The sequence below is a fragment of the Candidatus Zixiibacteriota bacterium genome (genome assembly GCA_018820315.1).
GTDB lineage: Bacteria > Zixibacteria > MSB-5A5 > JAABVY01 > JAHJOQ01 > JAHJOQ01.
On record JAHJOQ010000027.1, the window covers coordinates 1 to 24,529 of the forward strand.

21 protein-coding genes are annotated in these 24,529 nt (G+C 50.3%); 3 read left to right on the top strand and 18 right to left on the bottom strand.

From position 1 onward, the window contains the following. The first annotated feature begins 361 nt into the window (after nucleotides 1–361). Nucleotides 362–877, top strand: a complete 516-nt coding sequence (locus tag KKH67_02315) for a hypothetical protein (GenBank protein ID MBU1318009.1) — start codon at nucleotides 362–364, stop codon at nucleotides 875–877. Next, on the top strand, nucleotides 874–2,277 hold the full coding sequence (locus KKH67_02320) for a hypothetical protein (protein MBU1318010.1): 1,404 nt from the start codon (nucleotides 874–876) through the stop codon (nucleotides 2,275–2,277). The genes KKH67_02315 and KKH67_02320 overlap by 4 nt, the downstream gene beginning before the upstream one ends. Nucleotides 2,278–2,311: 34 nt before the next feature. Here KKH67_02320 and KKH67_02325 read toward each other — a convergent pair whose 3' ends face one another. The 3 genes from KKH67_02325 to KKH67_02335 form a co-directional block, all read right to left on the bottom strand. Then, nucleotides 2,312–3,451 (bottom strand): hypothetical protein, encoded by a 1,140-nt coding sequence (locus tag KKH67_02325; GenBank protein ID MBU1318011.1) that lies wholly within the window; start codon nucleotides 3,449–3,451, stop codon nucleotides 2,312–2,314. Nucleotides 3,452–3,496: 45 nt separating this feature from the next. Beyond that, the gene (locus tag KKH67_02330) at nucleotides 3,497–4,810 is read right to left on the bottom strand and encodes a nucleotide sugar dehydrogenase (protein MBU1318012.1); all 1,314 of its coding nucleotides are present in this window, start codon (nucleotides 4,808–4,810) and stop codon (nucleotides 3,497–3,499) included. 171 nt (nucleotides 4,811–4,981) lie between these two features. Further along, nucleotides 4,982–6,001 (bottom strand): sugar phosphate isomerase/epimerase, encoded by a 1,020-nt coding sequence (locus KKH67_02335; GenBank protein MBU1318013.1) that lies wholly within the window; start codon nucleotides 5,999–6,001, stop codon nucleotides 4,982–4,984. Nucleotides 6,002–6,095: 94 nt separating this feature from the next. Between KKH67_02335 and KKH67_02340 the strand changes: the two genes are divergently transcribed. After that, nucleotides 6,096–6,737 carry a hypothetical protein gene (locus KKH67_02340; GenBank protein MBU1318014.1) on the top strand — a complete coding sequence of 214 codons (642 nt, stop codon included), beginning with the start codon at nucleotides 6,096–6,098 and terminating at the stop codon, nucleotides 6,735–6,737. Between the two features lie 122 nt (nucleotides 6,738–6,859). Here KKH67_02340 and fetB read toward each other — a convergent pair whose 3' ends face one another. The 15 genes from fetB to KKH67_02415 form a co-directional block, all read right to left on the bottom strand. Continuing rightward, nucleotides 6,860–7,636 carry an iron export ABC transporter permease subunit FetB gene (fetB, locus tag KKH67_02345; GenBank protein ID MBU1318015.1) on the bottom strand — a complete coding sequence of 259 codons (777 nt, stop codon included), beginning with the start codon at nucleotides 7,634–7,636 and terminating at the stop codon, nucleotides 6,860–6,862. Further along, nucleotides 7,629–8,363, bottom strand: coding sequence for an ATP-binding cassette domain-containing protein (locus tag KKH67_02350; GenBank protein ID MBU1318016.1), 735 nt, complete (start codon nucleotides 8,361–8,363; stop codon nucleotides 7,629–7,631). Before KKH67_02350 ends, fetB begins: the two co-directional genes overlap by 8 nt. Before the next feature lie 66 nt (nucleotides 8,364–8,429). Then, nucleotides 8,430–8,909, bottom strand: a complete 480-nt coding sequence (locus tag KKH67_02355; GenBank protein ID MBU1318017.1) for a diguanylate cyclase — start codon at nucleotides 8,907–8,909, stop codon at nucleotides 8,430–8,432. Nucleotides 8,910–9,116: 207 nt separating this feature from the next. Next, on the bottom strand, nucleotides 9,117–10,553 hold the full coding sequence (locus KKH67_02360) for a sigma-54 dependent transcriptional regulator (protein MBU1318018.1): 1,437 nt from the start codon (nucleotides 10,551–10,553) through the stop codon (nucleotides 9,117–9,119). 155 nt (nucleotides 10,554–10,708) lie between these two features. After that, nucleotides 10,709–12,808, bottom strand: a complete 2,100-nt coding sequence (locus KKH67_02365) for a GAF domain-containing protein (protein MBU1318019.1) — start codon at nucleotides 12,806–12,808, stop codon at nucleotides 10,709–10,711. Then, the gene (locus KKH67_02370; protein ID MBU1318020.1) at nucleotides 12,801–14,162 is read right to left on the bottom strand and encodes a hypothetical protein; all 1,362 of its coding nucleotides are present in this window, start codon (nucleotides 14,160–14,162) and stop codon (nucleotides 12,801–12,803) included. The genes KKH67_02365 and KKH67_02370 overlap by 8 nt, the downstream gene beginning before the upstream one ends. Before the next feature lie 39 nt (nucleotides 14,163–14,201). Next, nucleotides 14,202–15,479, bottom strand: coding sequence for a bifunctional folylpolyglutamate synthase/dihydrofolate synthase (locus KKH67_02375; protein ID MBU1318021.1), 1,278 nt, complete (start codon nucleotides 15,477–15,479; stop codon nucleotides 14,202–14,204). A gap of 1 nt (nucleotide 15,480) precedes the next feature. Then, a complete protein-coding gene (accD, locus tag KKH67_02380) occupies nucleotides 15,481–16,320 on the bottom strand; it encodes an acetyl-CoA carboxylase, carboxyltransferase subunit beta (GenBank protein MBU1318022.1) in 840 nt (279 codons plus the stop codon). After that, nucleotides 16,313–16,756 carry a ribosomal protein S18-alanine N-acetyltransferase gene (gene rimI, locus KKH67_02385; protein ID MBU1318023.1) on the bottom strand — a complete coding sequence of 148 codons (444 nt, stop codon included), beginning with the start codon at nucleotides 16,754–16,756 and terminating at the stop codon, nucleotides 16,313–16,315. Before rimI ends, accD begins: the two co-directional genes overlap by 8 nt. A gap of 1 nt (nucleotide 16,757) precedes the next feature. Continuing rightward, on the bottom strand, nucleotides 16,758–17,447 hold the full coding sequence (gene tsaB / locus KKH67_02390) for a tRNA (adenosine(37)-N6)-threonylcarbamoyltransferase complex dimerization subunit type 1 TsaB (GenBank protein MBU1318024.1): 690 nt from the start codon (nucleotides 17,445–17,447) through the stop codon (nucleotides 16,758–16,760). A gap of 52 nt (nucleotides 17,448–17,499) precedes the next feature. After that, nucleotides 17,500–17,919: a tRNA (adenosine(37)-N6)-threonylcarbamoyltransferase complex ATPase subunit type 1 TsaE gene (gene tsaE, locus KKH67_02395; GenBank protein MBU1318025.1), complete on the bottom strand. Its 420-nt coding sequence runs from the start codon at nucleotides 17,917–17,919 to the stop codon at nucleotides 17,500–17,502. Nucleotides 17,920–17,926: 7 nt separating this feature from the next. Next, on the bottom strand, nucleotides 17,927–19,495 hold the full coding sequence (locus KKH67_02400) for a bifunctional response regulator/alkaline phosphatase family protein (GenBank protein MBU1318026.1): 1,569 nt from the start codon (nucleotides 19,493–19,495) through the stop codon (nucleotides 17,927–17,929). Between the two features lie 15 nt (nucleotides 19,496–19,510). Then, the gene (locus KKH67_02405; GenBank protein ID MBU1318027.1) at nucleotides 19,511–20,788 is read right to left on the bottom strand and encodes a HAMP domain-containing histidine kinase; all 1,278 of its coding nucleotides are present in this window, start codon (nucleotides 20,786–20,788) and stop codon (nucleotides 19,511–19,513) included. Then, nucleotides 20,788–22,059, bottom strand: a complete 1,272-nt coding sequence (serS, locus tag KKH67_02410) for a serine--tRNA ligase (GenBank protein ID MBU1318028.1) — start codon at nucleotides 22,057–22,059, stop codon at nucleotides 20,788–20,790. Before serS ends, KKH67_02405 begins: the two co-directional genes overlap by 1 nt. A gap of 18 nt (nucleotides 22,060–22,077) precedes the next feature. Continuing rightward, complete coding sequence (locus KKH67_02415) at nucleotides 22,078–24,354, bottom strand: polysaccharide biosynthesis protein (GenBank protein ID MBU1318029.1); 2,277 nt, start codon at nucleotides 24,352–24,354, stop codon at nucleotides 22,078–22,080. Between the last annotated feature and the right edge of the window lie 175 nt (nucleotides 24,355–24,529).

The following is a 24,529-nucleotide window of genomic DNA, read 5'->3' on the forward strand; positions in this document are numbered from 1 at the left end:
ACCCACGACAGTAAGCTGATCAATGTCGAGCTTGTGCGGCAAGCTGAATTCCGGATTATCGTAATCCGCGACAATCCCTCCGCGCACTCCAATCCCGAAACGCGTTTGGCAGTCAGTGTAGTGCGGAACAAGCATAACAGCCAACACGGCTATCATAAATGTTTTCTTCATAGCCGATTCTCCTTCAACAACAGATGCAAGCACTCACGGATGTTTCGAGAATGATAAACGTTTTGCAAACTCCTGTCAATCATGAAGAGTCGGCTCCTATTGTACTTGACCAAATGCACTATCTCGCCTACATTCTAAATGTCTGACCGGTTCAGGTCGATATCTGTTACTGCGAGCGGTAAATGGAGAAATGAGTAGAATTATGAGATTGGCAATCGGATATATCTGTGCGCTGATTCTGCTGCTGACATTGAGCACAGTAGCTGTCGGAAAGGATATGCCTGCTGGAGAGAGTGCAGCCCCTGAGCATATCGTCTTTCTCACACTGCATGCGGATTCAACCGGCATCTCACTCGTCCGGGCCAGGTCAGTCGAGGGGATACTCAAGGAACGCAGAGATTCGTCTCAAAGAGGCGAGATATACTACGAAGTCGAATCACGTGACGGATCTGTCCTGGCGCATGGCTCAGTCAACAATCCTCTGGAGAAACGCCTCGAATACGAGGATCCCTATGAACCGGGGAGGCTCAGGAGTAAGCTGGTCAGCTTGCAGGAAACTGACTTTGTTGTTCGAATCGCGCACCGGATTGAGATCGAATCGATCAGCTTCTATCGAATCGACAAGTCGAACGGCAAGCTGACGGTTGATCGAGGGAATCTCCTCGGCAAGATCAGGCTTAATCTCGAAAGCGAGATGGAGCGATGAGATTATCCATCTCTGCCCTCCTGGCAACCGCAGTGACGTGCATACTGGCTCTCTATCCGTCCCTCGCCCTGTCACAGGGGACACTGAATCAAATTGTCGATAATGGTCCGGTCGACAAGCGACTTAACATTGTGATCCTTGCTGAGGGATACAATGCACTTGAAGCGGACGAATTCGATGCAGATGCCGCTGATATGATGGACTTCTTCCTCAATAGCACAGTACCATTCTCCGAATACAGCACTTATTTCAACGTCTTCACCATTTACGTCGCATCTCTGCAGTCAGGCTCGGACCATCCATTCTCTGGCATTTATCGGGAGACATACTTCAACAGCACTTATGACAGCTATGGAATACAGCGTCTGATCACAATCCCACCAAACGACTATGACCCCATTTACTCGCACGGCGAGGGAAAAGTATATGATCTTCTCGAAGCGCTCATTCCCGAATATGACATAATACTCCTGCTGGTCAATGACTCTGAATATGGCGGCTCGGGCGGCGTTATGGCTCTGAGTTCCACGCACCCGGCTGCCCCGGAAATAGTCAAGCACGAGCTTGGTCACTCGTTCGGGGAACTCGCTGATGAATACGAAGATTACACACCCGGCTACTACGGGTATGAATCACCGAACACTACTGCTGAAACCAACCGAGAGCTAATCAAGTGGACAAACTGGATTCTTTCAAGCACGCCTGTTCCTACTCCGGAGACCTCGGAATGGCAAAACGTCGTCGGATTATTCGAAGGTGCGTGCTATGAACCGCTGGGTTGGTATCGACCGGAGTTGGCCTGCGAGATGCGAAACCTGTACAACGACTTTTGTGAAGTATGCAAAGAGCAGTTAGTGATATCGCAATATTCTCGTCTCTCTCCGATTGAGTACTACTCACCTACTGAGACGACTATTCTGCTTGCGGAGATTGACACTATCACCCTCAGCATCCAGCCAATGGCGCCGACCTATCACGATCTGGCTGTTCAATGGTACATGGACGGCTCGCCGATCCCCGGCGAGAATGCCACGGATTACCTTGTTAAAGCCGCTGAAATATGCGGTGGAACTCATCAAGTAACCATCGAGGTGACGGACACAACCTCACGTGTCAGAACCGACGCGGAGAATCTCCTGAGGGACACGCATACATGGACTGTCGAATGCTTTTCCAACTGCGGCGATGCCGACGGTAGCACAGAGATCGACATTGACGACGCTGTATTTCTCATATCCTATATATTTACGGGTGGCCCTCCTCCCGTCCCCATCGAAACAGGCGATGCCGATTGCAGCAGCGCCATCGATATCGATGATGTCGTGTACTTGATTTCTTATATCTTCACCGGTGGTCCGCAACCATGCGATACCAACGGTGACGGCACTCCCGATTGCTAAACTGCTTCTGCTTCATCATCTCGGTTCAACCAGATCAGCGCGAGCTCGTGCTATATGGCTTGATCAGGTAATCGCGGAAATCGTCGGCATTTCCTGACATGCCCGCCTCGGCGGCACGAGCGATGTTGTACATCTCGCGAGCGGTTACAAAGTGAACACGGTATTGTCCATCGTTGGGTAGTCTCTGAAGATACTCGAGCATTCTGTCAATTGATGCAATCAGGTGAGAAGCGGGTTCGACATTCAAAAGGCTATCGATGACAAGTTTGACAAATATCCAGTTCGGCTGGCCTGTCACATGAACATCGGCTCTGATCCAACTACTGACTCGTCTTGAATCTGCCAGTATGCCAGGCGTCAATTTGCCATCATCAACAAACGGCACATACACATCTCGCCAGTCGCTCCAGTCTATCAATAAAGGGCTATCGATAACGAGTAATCTGCCTCTGCCGAGTTTTCCGGCAACAAGTTCGTATTTATCCGAGTACAAACCGGCATCATCCAACCGCGTCGACACCAGATATATAGAATTAACGCTGGTTAACCGGCTCGTGCTATGGCGATCAGATTCGCTCAAGTCAAAATAGCAACCTTGAGCGGCCAGTTGGCTCAAGGACGAACAGATTTCGCGATCCAGACGAAGAGAGACAGGACGCTCTCGCAGCACAGTAAAGCAAACCTCGGAATCGACTGTCTTGGCCCATCCAAAGGACTTCAAGATGTCCAGATCGTCATCGAGCATCTGTCCTGCATCAAAGGCAGTATCGAATTCGCTCCGGAGCAAGTATTCCACTTCGCCCAATCCACTCTTGCAGAAATCGCTTAGCAGCTTGAGCCGAGTTGAATCTGCACGTGACGCAAAAGTGATCCTGAATATGCTCGAATCGCTGTCCGTGTAATTAGAGATAACTCCCGCGAGCGAGTCGAGCCCTTGCTCCATTGCGATCGTATCAGTCTCGGCAGTGATTGGGCATACAACGGCCAGTACAATATCCTGTGGACACGCGATTTGCTCCCGATCAATCGGCGTGCTGAACTCCCATTTGAGGTATGGCACTAACCACAGCATGCCCCTATCGCTGTACGCGCGAATTAGAAGAAACAGCAGTATTGCCGAGAGGAGAACACACATTGCACGCATGACACGTGCGATGACCCGCGATTGTCCCATGACTGCCCCATTTTCAGAAACTTCTGTCGATAACCGATTAAGCCATTACCAGCATATTCCACTATAGTTGCCGCCGGCATCTGACACATCGTCTGCTATCCTGACCAGATCGATAATGATCTTGTCGGTGTCGAGCGTCGCAAGGTATTCAAGCTGATCATCCTTATGCCCGACCACGATGACGTCCGACCAACTGAATAGCTCATCAAATGACCCCGCGAGCACATCGCGCAGATTGGGAATCATGCTTTCGACATAATCCTTGTTTGAATCCAACAGATCTGAGTACGATACAGCCTGATCATAAGCAAGAATCTCGCATCCGTTCTCAATAAGCGTAGCACCGATTTTCACCATCGGCGATTCCCGCAAGTCGTCAGTGCCCGCCTTGAACGCCAGACCATATAGCCCGATTCTCTTCTTTCCGGTGGCCAGTATTGCCTTCACAATGCGCCCGATGTGTGCGTTATTGGAATTCGACAGCGAGGCAAGCGTTGGCAACTCGGACATTCTTACCCCCGATGTCTTCAGAAGAGTGCGGATGCTGTTGCCGATAGACGGACCTCCAAACGCCGGGCCCGGCGACAGATAGGCGCCCGACACATTCAGTTTCTCATCTTTCCGCAGCAAATCCATAACATGGTGGGAATCAATGTCAAGCCCCTTACAGACAGCACCGATCTCGTTGGCGAAACACATCTTCACCCCGTGAAATGCGTCACACAAATACTTCAGCGCTTCGGCAGATCGAATCGATGTGCGGATTATCTCGGCAGTTATTTCATCATACAGCTTCGCTACTCTATCACCCGCCCTGTCATCCTGCTGACCGATCAGGATGTAAGGAGGATTATTGAAGTCATCGATCAGCGATCCGACACGAAGGAACTGAGGGTTTATGCAGACGTCAAAATCGATAAATATCTTCTTGCCCGATTCGGCTTCTATTATCGGAATAATCATCTCCTCGGTGGTTCCGGGAAGTACTGTGCTTCTAATGACGATCGTATGGAAGCTCTCTTTTCTTGCAAGAACCTGGCCAACCTTCGTGCAAACACGCTTTACGAACGTCATATCGATCTCTCCGTCGGCATTCGAAGGCGTACCGACAGTAATTATCGACATCTCAGAATCCAGGACAGCGGCACGAGCGTCGAAAGTCGCCCTGAGCCGTCCCGTGTCATAGGCATCAGATATCAGTTTTTCCATGCGGGCTTCATGGATGGGCGAACGTCCTGCGTTTACCTGATCAATCTTAGTCTGGCTTATGTCTACGCAGGTTACTTCATGCCCCGCAGAGGCAAGCGACCCTGCCATCACTGTTCCTACATAGCCTAAACCGAAAATCGAAATCTTCATTGATTGTTGTCCCCAATATTTCTAATGAACTCGGGCCTGTATGCAATTAATAGCTTTACCGGCCGGAACGACTCAAAGTGCACATAGCAAAAACAATACTATCAGATTTGTCAACGCAAAAAACCGTGGAAGGTAATTTGCAGAGATTGTGCGCTATCGACGGTGAAGTACTCACGTCTTGAGCATTCTCGTGAACTTCTCGCCTGCCTCATACGCCTGTGCAAGGAATTTCTCCGGGTTCTTATGAACTGAATTAGTCACTTCTGATTCGATTGTTATCGGGCAAATCGAACTGGCTTTGTTCAATTGGGCAGCCAGGTTCGGCAGATTGCATTTCCCTTCAAACGGCAGCAGGTGCAGGTCCTTTACAGAATCGTTGTCATGCAAATGCAGCGCGAGCAATCGATCCTGGTATTTGTCCAGTAGATCAAAGGCTTCCGGATGCAGCTCTGCGTGACCGTTGTCAAAGCAGAGCCCGAGGCAATCGGCTCCGAACAGATCGAGTGCATATTTCAGAATTATCAGGGAGTTGTCACCGGGCAGATTCTCCGCGGCAACTTTGACACCATTCTCTCCCGCAAATGACGTCAACTCCGAAAGACTCTCTCTGACCTTCTTCATTCTCTGCGATATTCCATCCGTTCGGTAGGAATTGAGATGCAGAATCGCAATCCTGACTCCGAGCTCCTTGCAGGCAGCAATGCACCTCTTGATATCCATGACAGCCGAACGACGCAGCGCCTCTTCGGACTGAGTGATATCTGCGGTCGATCCAAACGGTGCGTGAATGGAGTCTATCCTGATCCCGGTTCGCTGCTGAACATCCGAGATCATGCGCCTTCCCTCCGGCTTATGATATTCGGAGTGACTCAGCTTGCCGCCCAGTGACACAACACCGAACCCTGCATGGCGGATGTATTCCAGCGATTTGTCAAAGCTGACGCGATAATCGTAACATGTCGAGATTGCCAGTTCCATCGTCGCAAAGATATCGCAGGGCGTCACAGTGTCAAGATTATTATTCCGCACGATCAGGCACAAGATTCCGTCACCAGCGGCGCTGGGGTTTTCCTGCTGATTTGGTGTTATTATGGCGGTATGGCATTGGATTATTGGGGGAATCCCATGATAAGGCTCGCTCGACAGATGAGTGTCTCCAGAGCGGCGTGAACTCAAGTCAACCATTGCCATACACTTATAATCCGCCACCTCCTTTTGCGCCGTGTGGTATCGCGTTTGCGTATCGATCTGTTCGTACAACTGTTTTCAGGAAAGGATAACATTCATGAAATCACATTCCCAGCTAATCGTCGCAGCTTTTGCACTGATGGCAATCTTCAGCTTCATCCTCATCAGTTGCTCGGATGACAATCTCGGCTGTCCAGCCGCATCATCAAGAATCCTTGCAGGTGATGCAGATGAAATTGGCCCGCCAGATGATGAAGGTGACGATCCTGAATTCTGGAACCTGAATCTCATGTTTGATGTCGACGAACCGGTGCTGACCACCACGAATGAGAAGATCATCGGCACTGCTGGCGGCACTGTGACTGTCTATCTGGACGGACAAGATCGCACGGTCACATTCCCTTCAGGATTCATGTTGGCGGATGAAATCGTCTCCGTATCAGCCAGCAAAGGTGTGAACAAGATGGGTCAGCACCTTGAGATCTATGAATTCACACCAATCAGCATCGCGCTCTTCGGAGCGTTCCAGCTCGGTATCGAAACCGACATTGAATCGCCTTCAGTGTACTCGACAAAGGCAAAATTCACGCTGTACAGGCTGGTCGAAGACAAGTATTACGAAGTCACGACCGGTCTTCCGAATTCACAGGGCGTGGTTGAGTTCGAACTGCGGAGCTCAATGACGTTTGCGGTAATCTACGAAATCAGCACCGCGCCGTCGGACTTCAATCTTAGTTGATTCTGAAGCTCGCAGGGGACGACTGAACAAGAAAAGCCCTTGGCTCTTTCCTCTTGACGCCGGCAGGCATCCAGCCTGCCGGTTAATACTCCCGGACGTTCGTGTCGCATCCTGCAGAAGACTCAGACGGCACGTTCAATCTGATGGCATTTGTTAAATAGTCTGCTTCTCAGCAGATTGAGCATCACAAGCGAACTCAACGCTGCCGCGGCAAGTATCGCGGCTATGATCGCGACCTGGTACTTGACTGCCAGCATCGGCTCGACTCCGGAAAGTATCTGCCCGGTCATCATGCCAGGCAAATGGACGATTCCCATCCCGGTCATTGAGGCAATTGTCGGCACGAGCGCGGCGCGGTAGGCCGTACGCAATGCTGTCATCGAAGCTTCTTTGTAGGTTGCGCCCAAAGCAAGACTGGTCTCGATCTGGTCCCTCTTGCCGATGACTTCAGCGATGAATCGCTCGGTGACCAGCGCGCAGGCAGTCATGGAGTTTCCTATAATCATTCCTCCCAGCGGCAAAACATAGCGCGCATCATACCACGGCTCGCGACCGATTACCAGGAAGATAAATATGGCGAGCACCGAGAGACTGCCGATGCCCATGGATGCGAACAGAATCAAAGGCAAACGCTTCACCCTAATCTCGAGTCGTCCAAGGACGACCGTGACGGCGAATGCAATCATGATGACGATCAGCGCCACCGAAGCAAGCCAGAAATCAATCTTGAAAACGTACTTCAGCAGCAGACCTGCAGCGAAAAGCTGCAGCGTCATGCGCAGGGTTGCCACAACGAGTTCCCTGCTGATTCGAAGGCTGTTCGACATTGCAAGAAAGAACACAACTACCAGCATCAGGTATGCTACCGCAAGCTGGTACATTCCAATCTGTTCAGCCATTCCTGCCCCCATCTTCATCCTCGAGGAAGTCTTTGAACTGCTGAGCGTCTATCGTCTTTCGCTTCTCTATGATCTTCCCTCTCGCAATGAGGACTATTTCATCGGCCAGAGTCAGGAATCTTGTCGAGTGCGAAACCACCACAAGCGACAGGCTCCCCTTGAGCCGCCCAAACATCTCAAATACTTTCTCCTCCGAATGCGGATCGAGCGCAGAGGTCGGCTCATCGGCCAGAAGCACTTCCGGCGAGAGAATCAGAGAACGTATTAAGGCCACCCGCTGCTTCTCGCCACCTGACAAGATATTAACATCTTGCTTTAACAGTTCCCTGCTAAGCCCCAACCCGTCCATCAGTTGTAGCACTTCGACATCATCCATTTTCTTTGAGGCATTCGATGCGTAGGAGAATGCAACGGCGATATTGTCGCTCACCGTTCCGGGGAACATCACCGGCTCCTGGGATATAGATACTACTTCGGACCGATAAGATGGCTGATTGTAATCACAGACATCTTTGCCAAGATACCTGACACTCCCCGATGAAGGATACACGAGCCCGTTCAACAATCGGAGCAGGCTGGTCTTGCCCCCTCCGGATGGTCCTGCTATGAGATAGAGTTGCCGCGGTTGGAGATGGAGATTGACGGAATCGAGCACAGGTCTGGATTCGCCATCCAAGCTCACATTTTCCAGAGAAAATAATAAGTCGCTATTGCCGATTTCGTTCATCGCGCTCCAATCGAAGTACACGATAATACGAAAGCACAATCAGACTGTCAACAGGAGTGACTATAATTAGTTTACAAAGTCTTTGAGCATCTGCTCGATAGTCTCGCGATCAGGGCCCGGAAACGACCCGATTTCGATTAGAACATCAACTTTGGATGTCTGCTCTCCCGTCTTGTCCAGGAAGCCGGAAAGATTGTCCGAGAGCCGGCTGGCAAGCGTCACGGCTCCCTCGCGGGGAGTCTCGGCAAGCAGCAACCCAATCCTATCACGATCCATCCGCGAGACAACGTCAGTCGAGCGGACTGTCGCCCTGATAACATTGCAGAGCCGGGCTATGAATTCTTCAGCCTTGACATTGTCGGCTGGAAATTTCTTCTGGAGGCGATCGGCGAGTTCGGCCAAACGCAGAGTCATAAGCGACACAAACGAGCAGTAACGCTCAGATCGCTTCAACTCGTGGCGCACAACTGATGCAAAATCATTGTGATTTGTTATCACTCTGTCGAGTTCACTGGATGAACCGCCGATAGCGTCAGAAAAAAACACCGAACCTCCCGCCCGTTTAGCCAAGTAATATTAAGACAGCAACTACTGTGCCTTCAGGAGTGCGGCATCCGACTCAGGTATACAGAGTCATCGAAACCTTTGAAGAATTGCACGATATCAGATTTCTTGGGATAGAGAACAGCTTATGTAATCAACCAACTGTTCAAAAGTTGCGCAATCGGATTCACAATTTCTGCATAGGTTCGGCTATTCGATCTCGTTGATTCTGTACTCTTTGATCTTGTAAAGAAGAGACCTGTAACTTATCTCGAGGATTTCTGCAGCTTTTCTTCTATTCCAATTGACCTTAGTCAGCACCTCCGAGATCAGCCGTTTCTCTTCTACGGCGACTGCTCTGGATATTCTTTTCTTCAAGGAATAGTCCGGCTGTGAGGCTGTTTCAGCCTCAGCAGCGAATCCAGCAGCAACAGGTTGGAGCTGCGATGCCGGCTGATATGATCTCGCGGGCTGGAGTTTCTGGCCCCTCAACAGCAAATCATCCACAATGCCTTCATCTTCCCGGACTATGACCTGCTTGACGAGATTTTCGAGTTGACGAATATTGCCCGGAAAGTCATATTCGACAAGCATCGAAATCGTTTCCCTCGAAAGAGGCTGGAGTTCTTTCTTATAGAGTGTAGAATATTTCTTCATAAAATGTTCTACCAGCAGCGGGGTGTCATCCCTGCGTTCACGCAAGGGTGGTAGATAGATGGTTATCTCATTCAGCCTGTAGAACAGATCATCACGAAACTGCTGGTTGGAAATTGCCACGTCCAGGTCACGATTTGTAGCACATATGATCCTCAGGTCGACCTTAATATTGTTGACTCCGCCGACTCTGACGAATTCCTGCTGTTCGAGAACCTGCAGAAGTTTCGACTGGAGCTCAAGTGGCATGTCGCCGATTTCATCGAGGAACATCGTCCCCTTGTTTGCGACCTCAAATCGTCCCGGTTTGGTCTTGTGAGCACCAGTGAATGCGCCCTTCTCATATCCGAAAAGCTCTGCTTCAAGAAGCTCTCTCGGAATGGCGGCGCAATTGACTTTGGAGAATGCATTGGCCGATCGTGACGACAGCTCATGCAGCATGCGTGCAACGATCTCCTTGCCTGTACCCGACTCACCTCGAATCAACACTGTCAGATCGCTGTCAGCAACCTGTTCGATCAAATTCTTGACTTCGAGTATCTTGGGAGAGTCGCCGATAAATGCATCGTACTGTGACTTCGCCCTTAATTCCTCGTTGACCCGGCGCAGTTCCTTTCTGAGCCGTGCCTTCTCCAGAACAGACTGGAGATGAATTTCGACTTCCTTGACATCAAAGGGCTTGTTGATGAACTCTTCAGCACCATTGTGAATAGACTCGACGACATACTTGGTCTCACCGTGACCGGACAGCATGATGACATCTGACGGAAGGTCAGACTTCTTCAACTTCTTGAGGACTTCAAGTCCGCTCATGCCGGGCATCTTGATATCGAGCAAGATCAACTCCGGCTTATCAGTCGAGGCAATCTGAATTCCTTCGATTCCATCCCTGGCTGTCAGGATCTCATAATCTCCCTCCAGCCCCTCGGAGAGTATCCAGGAGACTTTCGGATCATCGTCTATGATCAGCAGCTTCACTCTATCTTGTTTCATTGCAACCTCTTTGATGCATCTATCTAAACTAACTTATCGGCTCAAGGTTCCGAAAATTAAGCATTTGCATGCGTATTTCCTGCAAACACATGCAATTGAATATCGCTAAAAACCGCCAATGGTCAACAAAAACCAACCTATTGTGCTGGGACGGGTTAGACAGGCAAATCTACGAAGAACGATGTCCCCTTACCGACACGTGAAGAGACATTCACTTTGCCATTGTGCGCCATGATGATACGTTCCACAACGGCGAGCCCAAGTCCGGTTCCCGTTTCTTTACTTGTGTGGTACCGTTCGAATATCTTATCCAGATCCTCTGGCTCAATGCCGACTCCGTTGTCGACCACTTCAACCCGGACATAATCCTTGCTTTCATCCGGATCTTTGTAAAGTGACGTGATGAATCGGACCTTGCCCCCCTCCCCCCTGATCGCATCAAAAGCGTTCATGACAAGATTGAGCATGATCTCTATCATCTCGTTGTAGTTAAGCGATATGGCCGGCAGATTGGGGGCGAAGTCGGAATCGAACTCGATATTCCGCTTTCTGGCATCGGTATCGACCAACTTCAAAACCTGCAGCAGAACGTCTTCGATTTTCCTCTTCTCCATCTGGTACTTGTTTGGATTGGAGAAATCGACCAGTTCTCTGACGAGCTGAGAAAGCCGAAGCAACTCTTGATCGACTATGTCGATGATTTCTACGTCCCTGGATTCTTTGCTGATGCGTGCCTTTAATACCTGAAGACTACCTCTGATGTTCGTCAGCGGTTTCTTGAGATCGTGCGAGATCTCCGACATCATGTTTCCCATGGTCATCAGTCTGGTAGCATTCAGAATAGCCCGTTGCCGCTCATATACGGACGTCGCCTGAGAAGCGATAATTGAGGAGATATATTCGTGATCGATTGCAAACACCTTTTCGGTGAGGCTGCCAAGGCAGAATAGGCCGTGCAGCATACCCTGCGCATAAATCGGGACTGATGAAAATGCGGCGATCCTCTCACCTTCGGGAAGATTGCTCTTGATGAAATCCCTGACTTTCGATGTCCTCTCCGGTCCGCTGGAGACTTCGCTGTCAGTCAGTGTGATCTCGCTCTGCAACAGTTCTGCCGCAGACTCCTTAGCCCATCCTTCCCAGAAAGTGACGACCATTTTCTTCGATCGGTTATTCCATGACATCCAGACTGAGAAGTCCAAAGGTATAATCTCTTTTATTGACTCGTGGATAAACGAGCTCATTCTGTCAAATCTCTCGATCGCCGGAATCATCGACGCAATCTCGTACAGAACAGCGAACTGTTTGAGTTTTCTGCGAGCATCTTCATAGTGGTTAGCGTCGTCAATAGCCATTGCCGCTTGTGAAGCGAAAGTTGTGAGAAGTTTCATGTCCTGGCGACCGAAGACTTCATCGCCCTTTTTATCGGTCAGATTGATGACCCCCAGGATTTCGTTCTTGATTTTCAGCGGCACGCACAGGAAGGATTTGGACTGATAGTGATCCTTTGCTGTTCTCTTGAACCTCTGGTCTTTCTCGATATCTTCCACCATCACCGGCTTGCCTGACTGCGCGACATATCCTGCAATAGACGACCCCAGCGGCAGAACGGTGTTATTCATAACCTGCCTGTCGACTCCGAGACCTGCCTGTATCCTCAACTCGTTGCTGTCTCTGTCAAGGAGCATAATTGATCCGGTTGCGGCTCCGATTACCGTGGTCGCAAGATTGATTATCTGCGCAAGAAGTTCCGGAAGTTCGACCGTCGTAGAGAGCGACTTGCCTGCTCGATAGAGAGCATTGATCTCTGCGATTCTGCGCTTCAGAAGATGATTCTTTTGCTGCAATTCGTTCACAAGCTGCTCGCGGGCCCTATCGGACCGCCGCTTGTCGATTGCCCTGTCAACAGCGAGCTTGAGATGCGAGAATTCAACCGGCTTCAGCAAATAGTCATACGCGCCTTCGCTGACAGCTCGCATCGCAGATTCAAGCGAAGCATAAGCAGTCATAAGAATTACTACCGAGTGGGGATCTTTGTCTTTGGCGGCGCGAAGCACATCAATACCATCTTTCCCCGGAAGCTTGATATCCGACAAAACGACATCGTAATATGTGGTGGCGATCTTCTCGCAGGCAGAATCACCGTCGAAGGCGGTCTCAACCTCATGACCAATGCTCGTCAGAAGCGCGTAAAGGCTGTCGCACATCCGCACTTCATCGTCGACTACGAGGATTTTCGCTGCCTGATCAACCATCTGAAACTCCGTTCCCTGTTATAGGAAGCCGAATGATGAAATCCGCCCCGCCGTCCGGATGATTCGAGGCCGTGATCGTGCCTTTGTGCCTCCTGATAATACTCTCGCAAACAGCCAGTCCGAGACCAGTCCCTGATGTCCCTTTCCGTGTCGTGAAGAAGGGCTTGAAGATGCTTACAAGGTCCTTCTCAGGAATGCCCTTGCCACTGTCATGGATGCTAATCGACAGATGCAGGCCATCGGACTCAAGTGAAATGACGATCGTCCCGCACTCAGGTGTGAAATCCTTGGAGTTCATGAGCAGATTGAGGAATATCTGTTTGAGCTGCTCCGGTGAGGCCATCACGGGAGGCAATTCTGCGCTATAGTTTCTGGTGACGCTGATCCGCTTCTCTTCGAGCTGTCCCCCGAACAGCAGCAGAGTCTCATCGATGACCCGTCTCACATCAGTTTCAACGATGTCTCCCGAATCGGGACGATAGAAATCCAGCAACTGCCGGACAATCCTCGCGATTCTATCAACCTCTTCTCGTACAATCGAGACAAACTCAGTCGAAGAATCTGACTTCTGCGATTCCCGAGCGAGTAGTTCGAGGTAGTTCTTGATAATTCCAAGTGGATTATTCACCTCATGGGCAACGCGAGCGGATAGCTGACCAAGCGCCGCGAGTCTCTCTGTCTGTATCAGCTGCTCCTGCATTTTGCGAAGCTCATCATAGGCGTTCTTCTCACTCTCGAAGAGATGTGCGTTTTCCACCGATACGGAGAGCTGATTGGCGAGAATCATCAGAAAATCTCTATCATCCTCAAAAAATGGCACTTTTGAAATCTTCGACATCACGAGCAGCAATCCGCAAATCTCATTCTTCAGACTCATCGGAACAACCAGCTCGCACTCGCACATGGCCAGCACTTCCACATTGTCACAGTCTGGAAGGTCTCGCACGAGTTCGTCGAAATCATACGCCCGGTTCTGCTCTTTTGACAGATGCTCTATGAGACAGCCACTCCGTTTCAACTTGATATCGGCTCCATCCTTCAGCGAAATGCCCCTGTGCCGTGCCAGTACGAATTCTTCATGATTCTCGTCAGAGCGGACAAATATTGCCGCGCCATTTATACCCATCTGACCAATGATTGTCAGGATTATTGCGTCAAGCAGGTCATCTGTTTTGAGCACCGTGTTCAGGTGCCGGGATATTTCGAAAATTGTATAGAGATCGAATATTTTCCGCTTGAGGCGCTTGTTCGTGCGCGTCAGCTCATCGATCTTTGCATCGAACTTGAGCTGCAACTGGGGATCAGCCGGTTCCCTCTCGACTACGTTGTCCTGTTTTCGTCCTTTGTCCTTCATATCTAATTCATCGACCGTTCACATAGTATGTGTTACCGATTACGGCGCGATTCCCAGATAAGCATATATTTCGCCAAGTGTATAGTGCGATCCTGTAATAACGATATTCGGATCGTCGCCGGAGCGCTCGACTGCGAGCTCATATGCCTCAATCGACTTCTCAATAACAGCGAACTCAAGTCCGAAAGCGATGGCGTTGCGCACCAGCTCCTCCATCTCGGCTGCACGGTCAGTTACCGGCCTGCAGATCACCAAATATCGCGTGAAGCGGGCAAGCTGCGCGAAAAAGTCCTCAAAATCAGGTCGCTGCAATACTCCCAACACAACCACGAACCTCTGCCCCGGAAATAGCGAGTCGAGTGTGTCAGCAAGCGCCTTCATACCGTGAGGATTGTGCGCGACGTCGAAAATCTGCTTCCTACGGCCTTCAATCATATGAAACCGTCCCGGCCATTGGACGTTCCGCAATCCTTGGGAGTTTGCCGAAACTCGATCGACTGCACCAGACTTGTGGAGCGTGTCGAGCGCAAGCAAAGCGAGTGATGCATTCTCGGCCATGTGCCGACCCGGCATATTCGTTGTGTATTCAATCGGTTTGTCACCGTTGCTGGAATAGGAAAACCGCGTGTGACCGATTGCTGTCTCGATGACTCTGTAATGATCATCCGGGATCAGCCTCATCATCAATGAACCCCGCTCGGCGGCGGTACGAGATAGAACAGCAAGAGCAGTCTCATCGGTCGCCGATGTCACTACCGGGATGCCCTCCTTGATAATGCCTGCTTTCTCGGCCGCGATCTTCTCGAGCGTGTTCCCCAGGACATGAAGATGATCAAGTGCAATCTGCGTGATCGCCGACACAGCGGGCATGAGAACGTTCGTAGCATCGAGACGGCCACCCAGTCCCACTTCGACAACACCAAAGTCAACCTGTTCATCCTTGAATGACTGTAGTGCAAGCGCTGTGGCGGTTTCGAAGAATGTGATTCTCTCGCTACGAATGAATTCTTTATGATCTGCAACGAAACCGGCGACATATTCTTCAGACAGTTTCTGTTTATTGATTCGAAACCTTTCGCGATATTCGACGAGATGGGGCGATGTGTACTTCCCTACTTTGTAACCGTTCTCCACCAGCATCGCCTCGATCATCGCCACAGTTGAGCCTTTGCCGTTGGTGCCGGCAACATGCACTGTTTGATAGCTCTCCTGAGGATTCCCCAGCCTGTCCAGGAATTTCGTGATATTGGTGAGTCCGAGTTTGATTCCGAACAGCTCGAGATTCAGTAAAAAGCCAATCGCTTCGGAATACTTCATCTCAATTCAGCAGGTCCAGAAGTCCACCGACAATGCGCTTCAGATCGCGACGGTGCACGATTTTGTCAAGAAATCCATGGTCCATGAAAAACTCTGAACTCTGAAATCCGGGAGGCAGATCGGCGCCAATAGTCTGCTTGATAACCCGCTGCCCGGCGAATCCGAGAAGGGCTTTTGGTTCAGCGATTATGACATCACCCAAAGAGGCGTAGCTCGCCATCACGCCGGCAGTCGTCGGATTAGTCAGAACAGAAATATATGGCACCTTTACTTCGTCCAGTCTCGCGAGAAGCGCGCTTGTCTTGGCCATCTGCATCAGAGAAAGAATCCCTTCCTGCATGCGCGCGCCACCACTGCAAGAGACTATCACGAGCGGTATGCGCCTCAATGTTGCACGTTCGATCGTCCTGGCAATCTTCTCCCCCACGACCGATCCCATCGAACCGCCGATGAAAGCAAAGTCCATGATTGCAAAGCTGACTTCTCTGCCGTTGATTCTTCCGATGCCGCATATCACCGCATCATTCTGCCCGGTCTTCTTTTGCGCCGCTTTGATCCTGTCTGGGTACTTCTTCGAATCTTTGAATTTGAGCGGATCCCCCGAAATCAAAGCCATGTCATGCTCTTCAAGATTGCCGTCATCGAGCAGCAGTTTTATATATTCCTTGCTCGCATACTTGAAATGATAATCGCAGTGACTGCATGTATTCAGATTCTTCTCGAGTTCCTTGACGTAAATCACCTCTCCGCATTCGGGACACTTAGTCCAGAGTCCTTCAGGAATGTCTTTCTTTGACTGCGATATGAGGCCTTCTCGCGACTTCCTAAACCACTCAACCATCGGAATTCCTTTCCCCTAAAGGGAGGACCATCACGACTGCATCCTCCGGTGGATTGCGGTAATACAACTTCCGTCGATACAATTCAGAGAATCTGTACTTATTGTAAAGGCTGATCGCCGCACTATTGGAAGCTCGCACATCGAGAAACATCGCATGACAGCCTGTGGCCTTTGCCTTTTCGATCAAGTGATCCATCATTTGCGTTCCGATACCATTGCCTCTCTGCTGCGGAGATGTCGCGATGTTCGTCAGATGAGCTTCGTCCGCAAACAGCATCAGACAGGCATAACCCACAAGTTCTCCCGACGCGTTCCTGGCAACCGGGCAGTATGTCATCTCGCTTTTGATGTCATCCTCGAATACCGACCTCGGCCATGCATCGGTGAATGTATCATTCTCAATCCTGCACACATCATCAAGGTCGTCGAAACTCATCTCAGAGATCTCTACTTGTATTGTTCTCGAAATTGATTTCCGCCTGTGAAAGTGTCATATAGTATGGCTCTGCGTCGTAATCCGAGTTCGCTTTGCCGTCAAACGTCCTCTCTGCCTCGCGGCAGACTGAGATCAGATTCGGCGTGCGCAGTTCAAGTGGGGCAGGTCTGAATCGATCTCTTATCACCGTGGCTGCCAGTTCAACAAATTTCTCGGCGCCTGATCCACAGACAAGACAGTCCCCGGAGACTTGTCCCACAATTGAATCGACCCCTCCCACATACGGCTCTGCCGCATCGCCTGAAGATGAATAAAACTGCAGATAGAACTCATCCCCTCTGCTGTGAATTGCAACAAGCAACGGATACGTCACATCCACAAGTGATGCCCTCATCGCAGCGAATGTGTCGACTGGTTGAACCGGGATTCCAACCGATACCCCCCACCCAAGAAGCCCCGCCATTCCGATTCTCAATCCGGTGAATGAGCCGGGACCGCTTACAACCGCAAGTAGATCGATCTCCCCACTCCCCAGATCGACCCGATCCAAAACGAATCCTATCCTGGGAAACAGCGGTTCAGAATGCCCGATCTCCTTCCACCTCTGAGCATACTCGTCACCACTTCCGGTGACTATGCCGATACCCAACTCAGTAGTAGAAGTATCTACCGCCAGAATATTCATATCCAAATATAGAAAATGCCAAAACGGATGTCAATTAAACACTATGAGGCAGACAGGCTCACTTGGGACAATAAATCCTTCGCTCATGGTCACTTAGAATTTCAAGATGGATGAGAATTGCCTCCGGTGGAATCGCTTGACTAATCCTGTCAGCCCATTCGATCAGGCAGATTCCCTTCTTGCTGGATGCGTACTCCTCGAAACCAAGATCATCCAGATCTGAGGGGCCATCGAGTCTATACCAGTCGAAATGGTAAATTTGGACATCTCCGGAGTAGATGTTCATCAGACTGAATGTGGGAGAACTTACGATACCGTTGTAACCGAGTCCTCGACAAATCCCGCGGATGAGCACAGTCTTGCCTGCTCCGAGTTCGCCTACAAGACCAACCACTAAACCGCCTGCAAGCTCTTTTGCCAGCCTCTCCCCCAGTTTCACCGTCTCTGAGGGACTGCTTGTGACTCTATCGAGTGTCACCAGATGATCACCGCCTCGGCTTGAGGGTCGCAACCGGAAGAATCATTTCATCCATCGATACACCACCATGCTGGAAAGTGTCAGCATACTTAGATTCATAATGATGGTACTGAGTAGGATAGACAAAGTAGTAGTCTTCTCGCGCGAAAATGTACGTGGTCGAAATCCCGAACTTAGGGAGGCGATATGTTGCAGGGTCCTTCACAAAGATGACTTCCTTTTGATTGCAATTAAGGTTGTCACCGTACTTGTAGCGCAGATTCGTCGATGCCTCCCTCTTTCCCCGGACCAGACTTGCACGCCCCGCGATCACTGAGCCGTGATCTGTCGTGACTACAACATGGCAATCAATTGTCGAAAGGTACTTGAGGATTTCGAACAGGGATGAATGCTCAAACCAGGATTTCATGACCGACCTGAACGCCGTCTCATTTGGAGCAAGCTCCTTGAGGATATCAGATTCGGATCGACCGTGAGCGAGAATATCGACGAAGTTGAAAACCATCGACATGAGTGGAGTATGCTGATAGGTCGATATCTTTCGTGCAAGATTGTCTCCCTCGGCGGCATCGAGGACCTTTGAGTACATCGGCTCGCCTTTAAGCTTGATCTTCTTTCTCTCAAGCTGAAGCTTCATGAGTTCCGGTTCGTGTTTGTTGAGCGAGGATTCCTCTGTAGCTCCTCTGCCCCATAAATCGGGATAGAGATCGTGAAGCTTATCGGGGAACTCCCCCAGGAAAATGGCATTTCGCGAGAATGGCGTAGCAGTCGGCAGTATCGAGCAATAGAAATCGAGATCTACGGTGAAGTACTCCTCGATGATCGGCTGAATAATCATCCACTGATCAAGGCGCATGCAGTCCACAACAATGAAAAACACCTGCCGATTCTGCTTTAAGTGCGGGATAACGTGCTGGGATACTACATCCACCGAAAGATCGGGGCGTTCTTTGCTCTTAAGCCATCTCGGATACATCTTCTCTATATACTTCGCGAATTCAGCGTTCCATTCCTTTCGCTGACCGGAATGCGTCTGTGCGAGTCCCACATCTCGGAACTCGCTGATTTCCAGCTCCCATGTCGACATTTGTCTATATGCATCGATCCAGTCAGACCAACCCATCGGATCAAGAAGCCTCTGGTTCATTCTGTTGAAAGACTGGACATAGTCCCTCGTCAAATGATCCCCGCGAATCTTCTTCGTGTCGAGAAGGCGCTTGATTACGAGAAGAACTTGAGATGGATTCACCGGCTTGGTAAGATAGTCGCTTATCTTCTTGCCGATTGCCTGCTCCATGAGATCCTCTTCTTCGCTCTTGGTGACCATTACGACCGGCAGGTTGGGCCGCAGTTCCTTGATTTCCTCGAGCGTGGAGAGGCCATCCCTGACCGGCATCATTTCATCGAGAAGCACCAGATCGAAATCTTCTTTTCCAACAATGGCGATAGCATCGTCACCAGATGAGACAGGAGTAACTTCGAATCCCTTCTCTCGAAGAAATATGATGTGTGCCTGAAGCTGTTCTATTTCGTCATCGACCCAAAGTATCCGCCTGCTCACGTCCCTGACATTCATGCTATTTCCTTTCGATTATGACTCTGCATTGCTGTCATCTGCCAACGGCAATTCAATTCTAAATGTCGTTCCATTGCCGAGCGAACTGTCCTTTACGAAGATATGGCCTCGATGGTACTCCTCGACAATTCTGTGAGCCAGAGTCAATCCAAGACCCCAGCCACGCTTCTTCGAGGTATATCCCGGTTGAAACACCTTCTTTACTTCGGCGGGGCTCATCCCACGACCATTGTCCACAACCTCGATACAAACGGTCTTCCCGTTATTGCATATATCAGATTTGATCTGAACCACGCCACTGACAGAGTCGCACGCTTCGAGTGCGTTCTTGATCAGATTCTCGAACACCCAGCTTATGAGCTCCCTGTTGACTTTCACAAACCTGCTGCTATATCTCTCAAATAAGATCTTGAGTCCATTTCCGCTGTGAGGAAGCCTCCGTCTGAAGTACTCCACTGCGTCCGACAGGATATCGTCCATATCGACGCTAGTCAGAGCCGGAGTGGAACCGATCAGCGAGAAACGATTCGCGATCCGTTCCAGGCGGTTTATATCGGCTTCCATCCTGCTAAGTATTTCCGCAGTCGGCAAGTCCTCAGATTCGCCTACATTCGGTTCCGCAGGAAGTCTTGATCGAAGAAGTTCCAGCCATCCCAGAAGCCCCGACAGTGGAGTCCCGAGTTGATGTGCCGTTTCCTTTGCCATGCCGACCCAGATGTTCCGTTGTTCAGAGCGCTTGATGTTGCGAAATCCCATGAAACCGACAAGTATGAATATTGCAATTACGCTGACCTCGACGAAAGGCATAAGCTGCAGTTGCCTGACAAGCTTAGGATCGCCGTAGAACATGCGATAAAACAGCCTGTTGTTGGACACGATTTCCACCGACCTCCCCTGAGCAGCAAGATCAGCCAGCACCGCCCTGACTTTCCTGAGCGATGCGCTATCAGCATCAGGGGCCATTCCGTCAGGAACGCCTTCCAGTTCTTTCCAGTATTGTGGCTCGAGGTCTGCGTCTGCGAATATTATGGGAAAACTGACCGAGCTAATTACGCGCTCGAAAATGAGATTCGTCGCGATACCCGAAGTTTCGTCATTGAGCGCGACCTGATACAGGCCGACATAAAGCTCTACATCCTGTCTCGTTTTCTCTTTGAGCTGATTGACAACGAGCTGTGTGTAGTATATGAAGACGATGGCTATGAAAATGACACCGAACAGCATAAACAGCTTGTACGGCAGCGGCACTGCTGCATAACCCGCGGGGAGTTTTCTGGCAAGGTAGAACCTCATCAAGTAATCTCTTCTACTCCTCCGAGATACGGTCGGAGGGCCTCGGGGACTCTGACTGTTCCCTTGCTGGTCTGATGGTTCTCGACAAGTGCGATCATTGTCCTCGGAAGTGCCAGCCCCGATCCGTTTAGCGTGTGCACAAAAAGTGACTTCCCACCGCCTTTGGGTTTGAATCTGATATTTGCCCGGCGCGCCTGAAAATCAGTGAAATTCGAACAGGACGACACTTCAAGATATTTATCGACACCTGCGGCGAAGACCTCAAGATCATAACATTTCGATGCCGCAAACGAAAGGTCACCTGTAGCAAGTGTTCTCACACGGTAGGGCAGCTCAAGCGCCTGAAGGACTGCCTCGGCGTATGTGACCAGATCCTCAAGAACATCCCACGACTTATCAGGGCGGGAGAACATCACCATCTCGATCTTGTCAAACTGATGGACACGTATCAGCCCGCGTGTATCCTTGCCGTGAGCGCCTGCCTCCTTGCGAAAGCACGGCGAATATGCGACATACTTCACAGGCAAGTCCTCTCCCGCGATTGTGTCGTCACGATGGATATTCGTGACGGGGACTTCGCCGGTGGGAATGAGATAAAGATTGGTATCCTCTACTCGATACATATCATCCGCAAGCTTCGGAATCTGACCGGTGCCGGTCATCGATTCATCAGTGGCGACAAACGGCGGAGAGACTTCGGTAAATCCGTGCTTTACGGTGTGCATGTCGAGCATGAAATTGATCAGCGCGCGCTCCAGACGAGCTCCTGAACCGGTGAAGAGAATGAACCCGGAACCGCTCACTTTGGCACCCGCCTGCAGATCGAACAGGCCGAGCCTCTCACCCAATTCCCAGTGTGGCGCCGGAGCGAAGTCAAAGACCGGTTTCTCACCCCACGAGCGAACATCGACGTTGAACGATTCATCGGGACCTATCGGCACTGACTCATGTGGTACATTGGGTATCCAGAGACGTTGCTGAAGCAACTTCTCTTCGACATCACGAATCGAATCATCCATCTCAGAGACACGCTTCGAAACATCTCGCATCCTTGTGATTGCTTCGGATGCATCTTCACCGGACTTCTTCTTCCTGCCGATCTCCTCGGTGACAGTGTTACGTAGCTCCTTAAGCTCCTGCACTGCCGTGGTCAACTCTCTTCTCTTCTGATCGAGATCAAGAAATGCGTCGACATCCGCCTTCTCATTCTTGTTCCTGACAGCTTCCTTTACCAGATCGCTGTTTTCGCGTATGAATTTGGCGTCGAGCATACCAACTCCTTATATCTTCTAACTCTCGAGGGGTTGCCGTGTCGGTGTAAATGTGGGCACGATTTCTCGTATCTTATCGACGACTTCCTCACGCTTCATCTCCAGGGCAAGGCCATGAAGCACTTCGATGTCATCGAGGAGTCTATCATTCTCCGAACCTGTAGTCTGCGCTATCATTATCTTCGGATGCATTGATGGCAGCATGCCTTCATCTTCGATAAAGAGCTCTTCATGCAGCTTTTCGCCAGGCCGCATGCCTATATATGTAATCTGAATATCCTCATTGGGTGTAAGTCCGGCCAGGGTTATCATGTCTTTGGCAAGATCGACAATCTTCACCTGCTCTCCCATCTTCAGGACCACCAGCTGACTGTCGGAACCGATCGAACTGGCCATCATCACAAGCAATGTCGCCTCGCGAATCGTCATGAAGTAGCGCATCACACGCGGATCGGTTACTGTCACCGGCCCGCCCTTTGCGATCTGGTTCGTGAAGAGTTCGACTACTGAGCCATCAGATCCCAGCACATTGCCGAAACGAACAGTGACAAACTTTGTCGTTCCATCTTTCGATAACAAGTTCACCATCATCTCGGCGATACGCTTCGATGCACCCATCACAGATGTTGGCCGCACCGCCTTATCCGTCGAGATCATGATGAAGGCTGCAACCTTATGTTTGATGGCAGCACGTGCAACGGTTCTGGTTCCGATTACGTTATTCTTGACTGCCTCCTCCGGGAAAAACTCCATCAGAGGAACTTGCTTGTATGCAGCTGCATGGAAGATCACATCCGGCTGGAAATCCAGCATGATCTTGTCAAGCTTATCCGCATCGCAGACATCTGCAATCACGGCAGACTTGCGCACATTCGGAAAGTTCGACTTGAGTTCGATCTCGAGTTTATACAGATTGTTCTCGGCGCGATCCAGCATCAGAAGCGAATCAGGATCGAACCGTGAGGTCTGTCTGCAAATCTCGGACCCGATAGAACCCGCCGCACCTGTGACAAGCACGCGTCTACCGGAAATGAACTTCTTGATCACACCCTCATCGAGATTCACCGGTGTTCTTCCCAGCAGATCATCCACACGGATATCCCGCACATGCTGCATCGATATTTTTCCATCGAGAATATCCTTGAGAGGCGGCACGGTCTTGAAACTCACTTTCGTATTGCGACACTTCTCCAGTATGCCTCGCATCTGCTTACTCGATGCCGATGGGATAGCAATAATTATCTGCGAAATGTGCTTCCTTTCGACTATCTTTTCCAGTTCATTGTGGTCGCCCAACACTGGTATGCCGTGGATCCGCAGGCCCTTCTTGGCCGGATCATCATCGACAAATCCAATCGGCTGATAGATCAACTCCTTCCAACTCTTAATCTCGCGCGCTATCATTTCTCCAGCGTCGCCTGCACCGATGATCAGAGTCCGCTTGCCCGGCCTCAGAATCGAGGGCATCACTTCTCTCGCTGCTCTTAACGCAAATCTCAGCCCTCCTGCAAGAACCACCAGCAGCAGCCATTCGATCACAAATATCGATCGCGGAAATATCGGAATGCGGAAGAAATACACAGGAAGCAGAAGCAGCACAGAACCAGCGGTCACGGCCTTAAGAATCTGAATCAGATCATTGATCGAGGCATAACGGTAAAGGCCTGCGTACACTCTGAAATACGCAAACATCGCAAACCTTATGATTATCACAACAAAGACAGTATTTGCCATGAGGTTGGTCTCGGTGCGCGGAATTTCGCCTCCGAACCGTATGAGGAACGCGCCGCAGTATGAGAGCACTATGACAGCAAGATCGAAAAAAATCAGAAACACTCGCCGCTGCGTTGTCATCATTCTCTGAAATTCCACATCCGACATATGCCTACCTGCTATCAGAAATCGGAAATAGTACATGCGATTTGCTATGAGCAGAATCAGAATGACTCCCCAGTACATGAAGACGGGATAACGCAACTCGGCAAGTGGATCGGAGAAATCGACGAGGAGCACGATTAGAATGAGCATTCCAAGGCTCGTTGCGGAAATTACTCTCGTGACCTCCTCAAACAGCCACTGAACAGGCTCCTTCCGATAGAACCTGAACAGGGCAAAAACCGCTATCCAACAGGCGGTTATCAGGATATCCGGGACTATGTACGAAACGAACTGGACAGATTCCCCCTCCGCTCCGGAGAGAAGCAAATCGCTCTTGTATCGCAGCAGGAATATCAGGAAAAAGGCTACCTGCAGGACGATCGTATCGAGTATCAGCAACGTCAGCCAGCCTGGCATACGTGTTCGGAGATTCTCTAGCATGTGCGGAAGATAAGTTACATTCCAATTGAGCGCAACAGTATAACTTCAACGGCCTGGGACTCGGAACGTAAAAGGTACCCCCCTTCTGATCTGGGGGAAGAATGGAAAAAGGTTGATAAAGGAATGGTTCAAGAGCAGGTAAGTCGGAGTG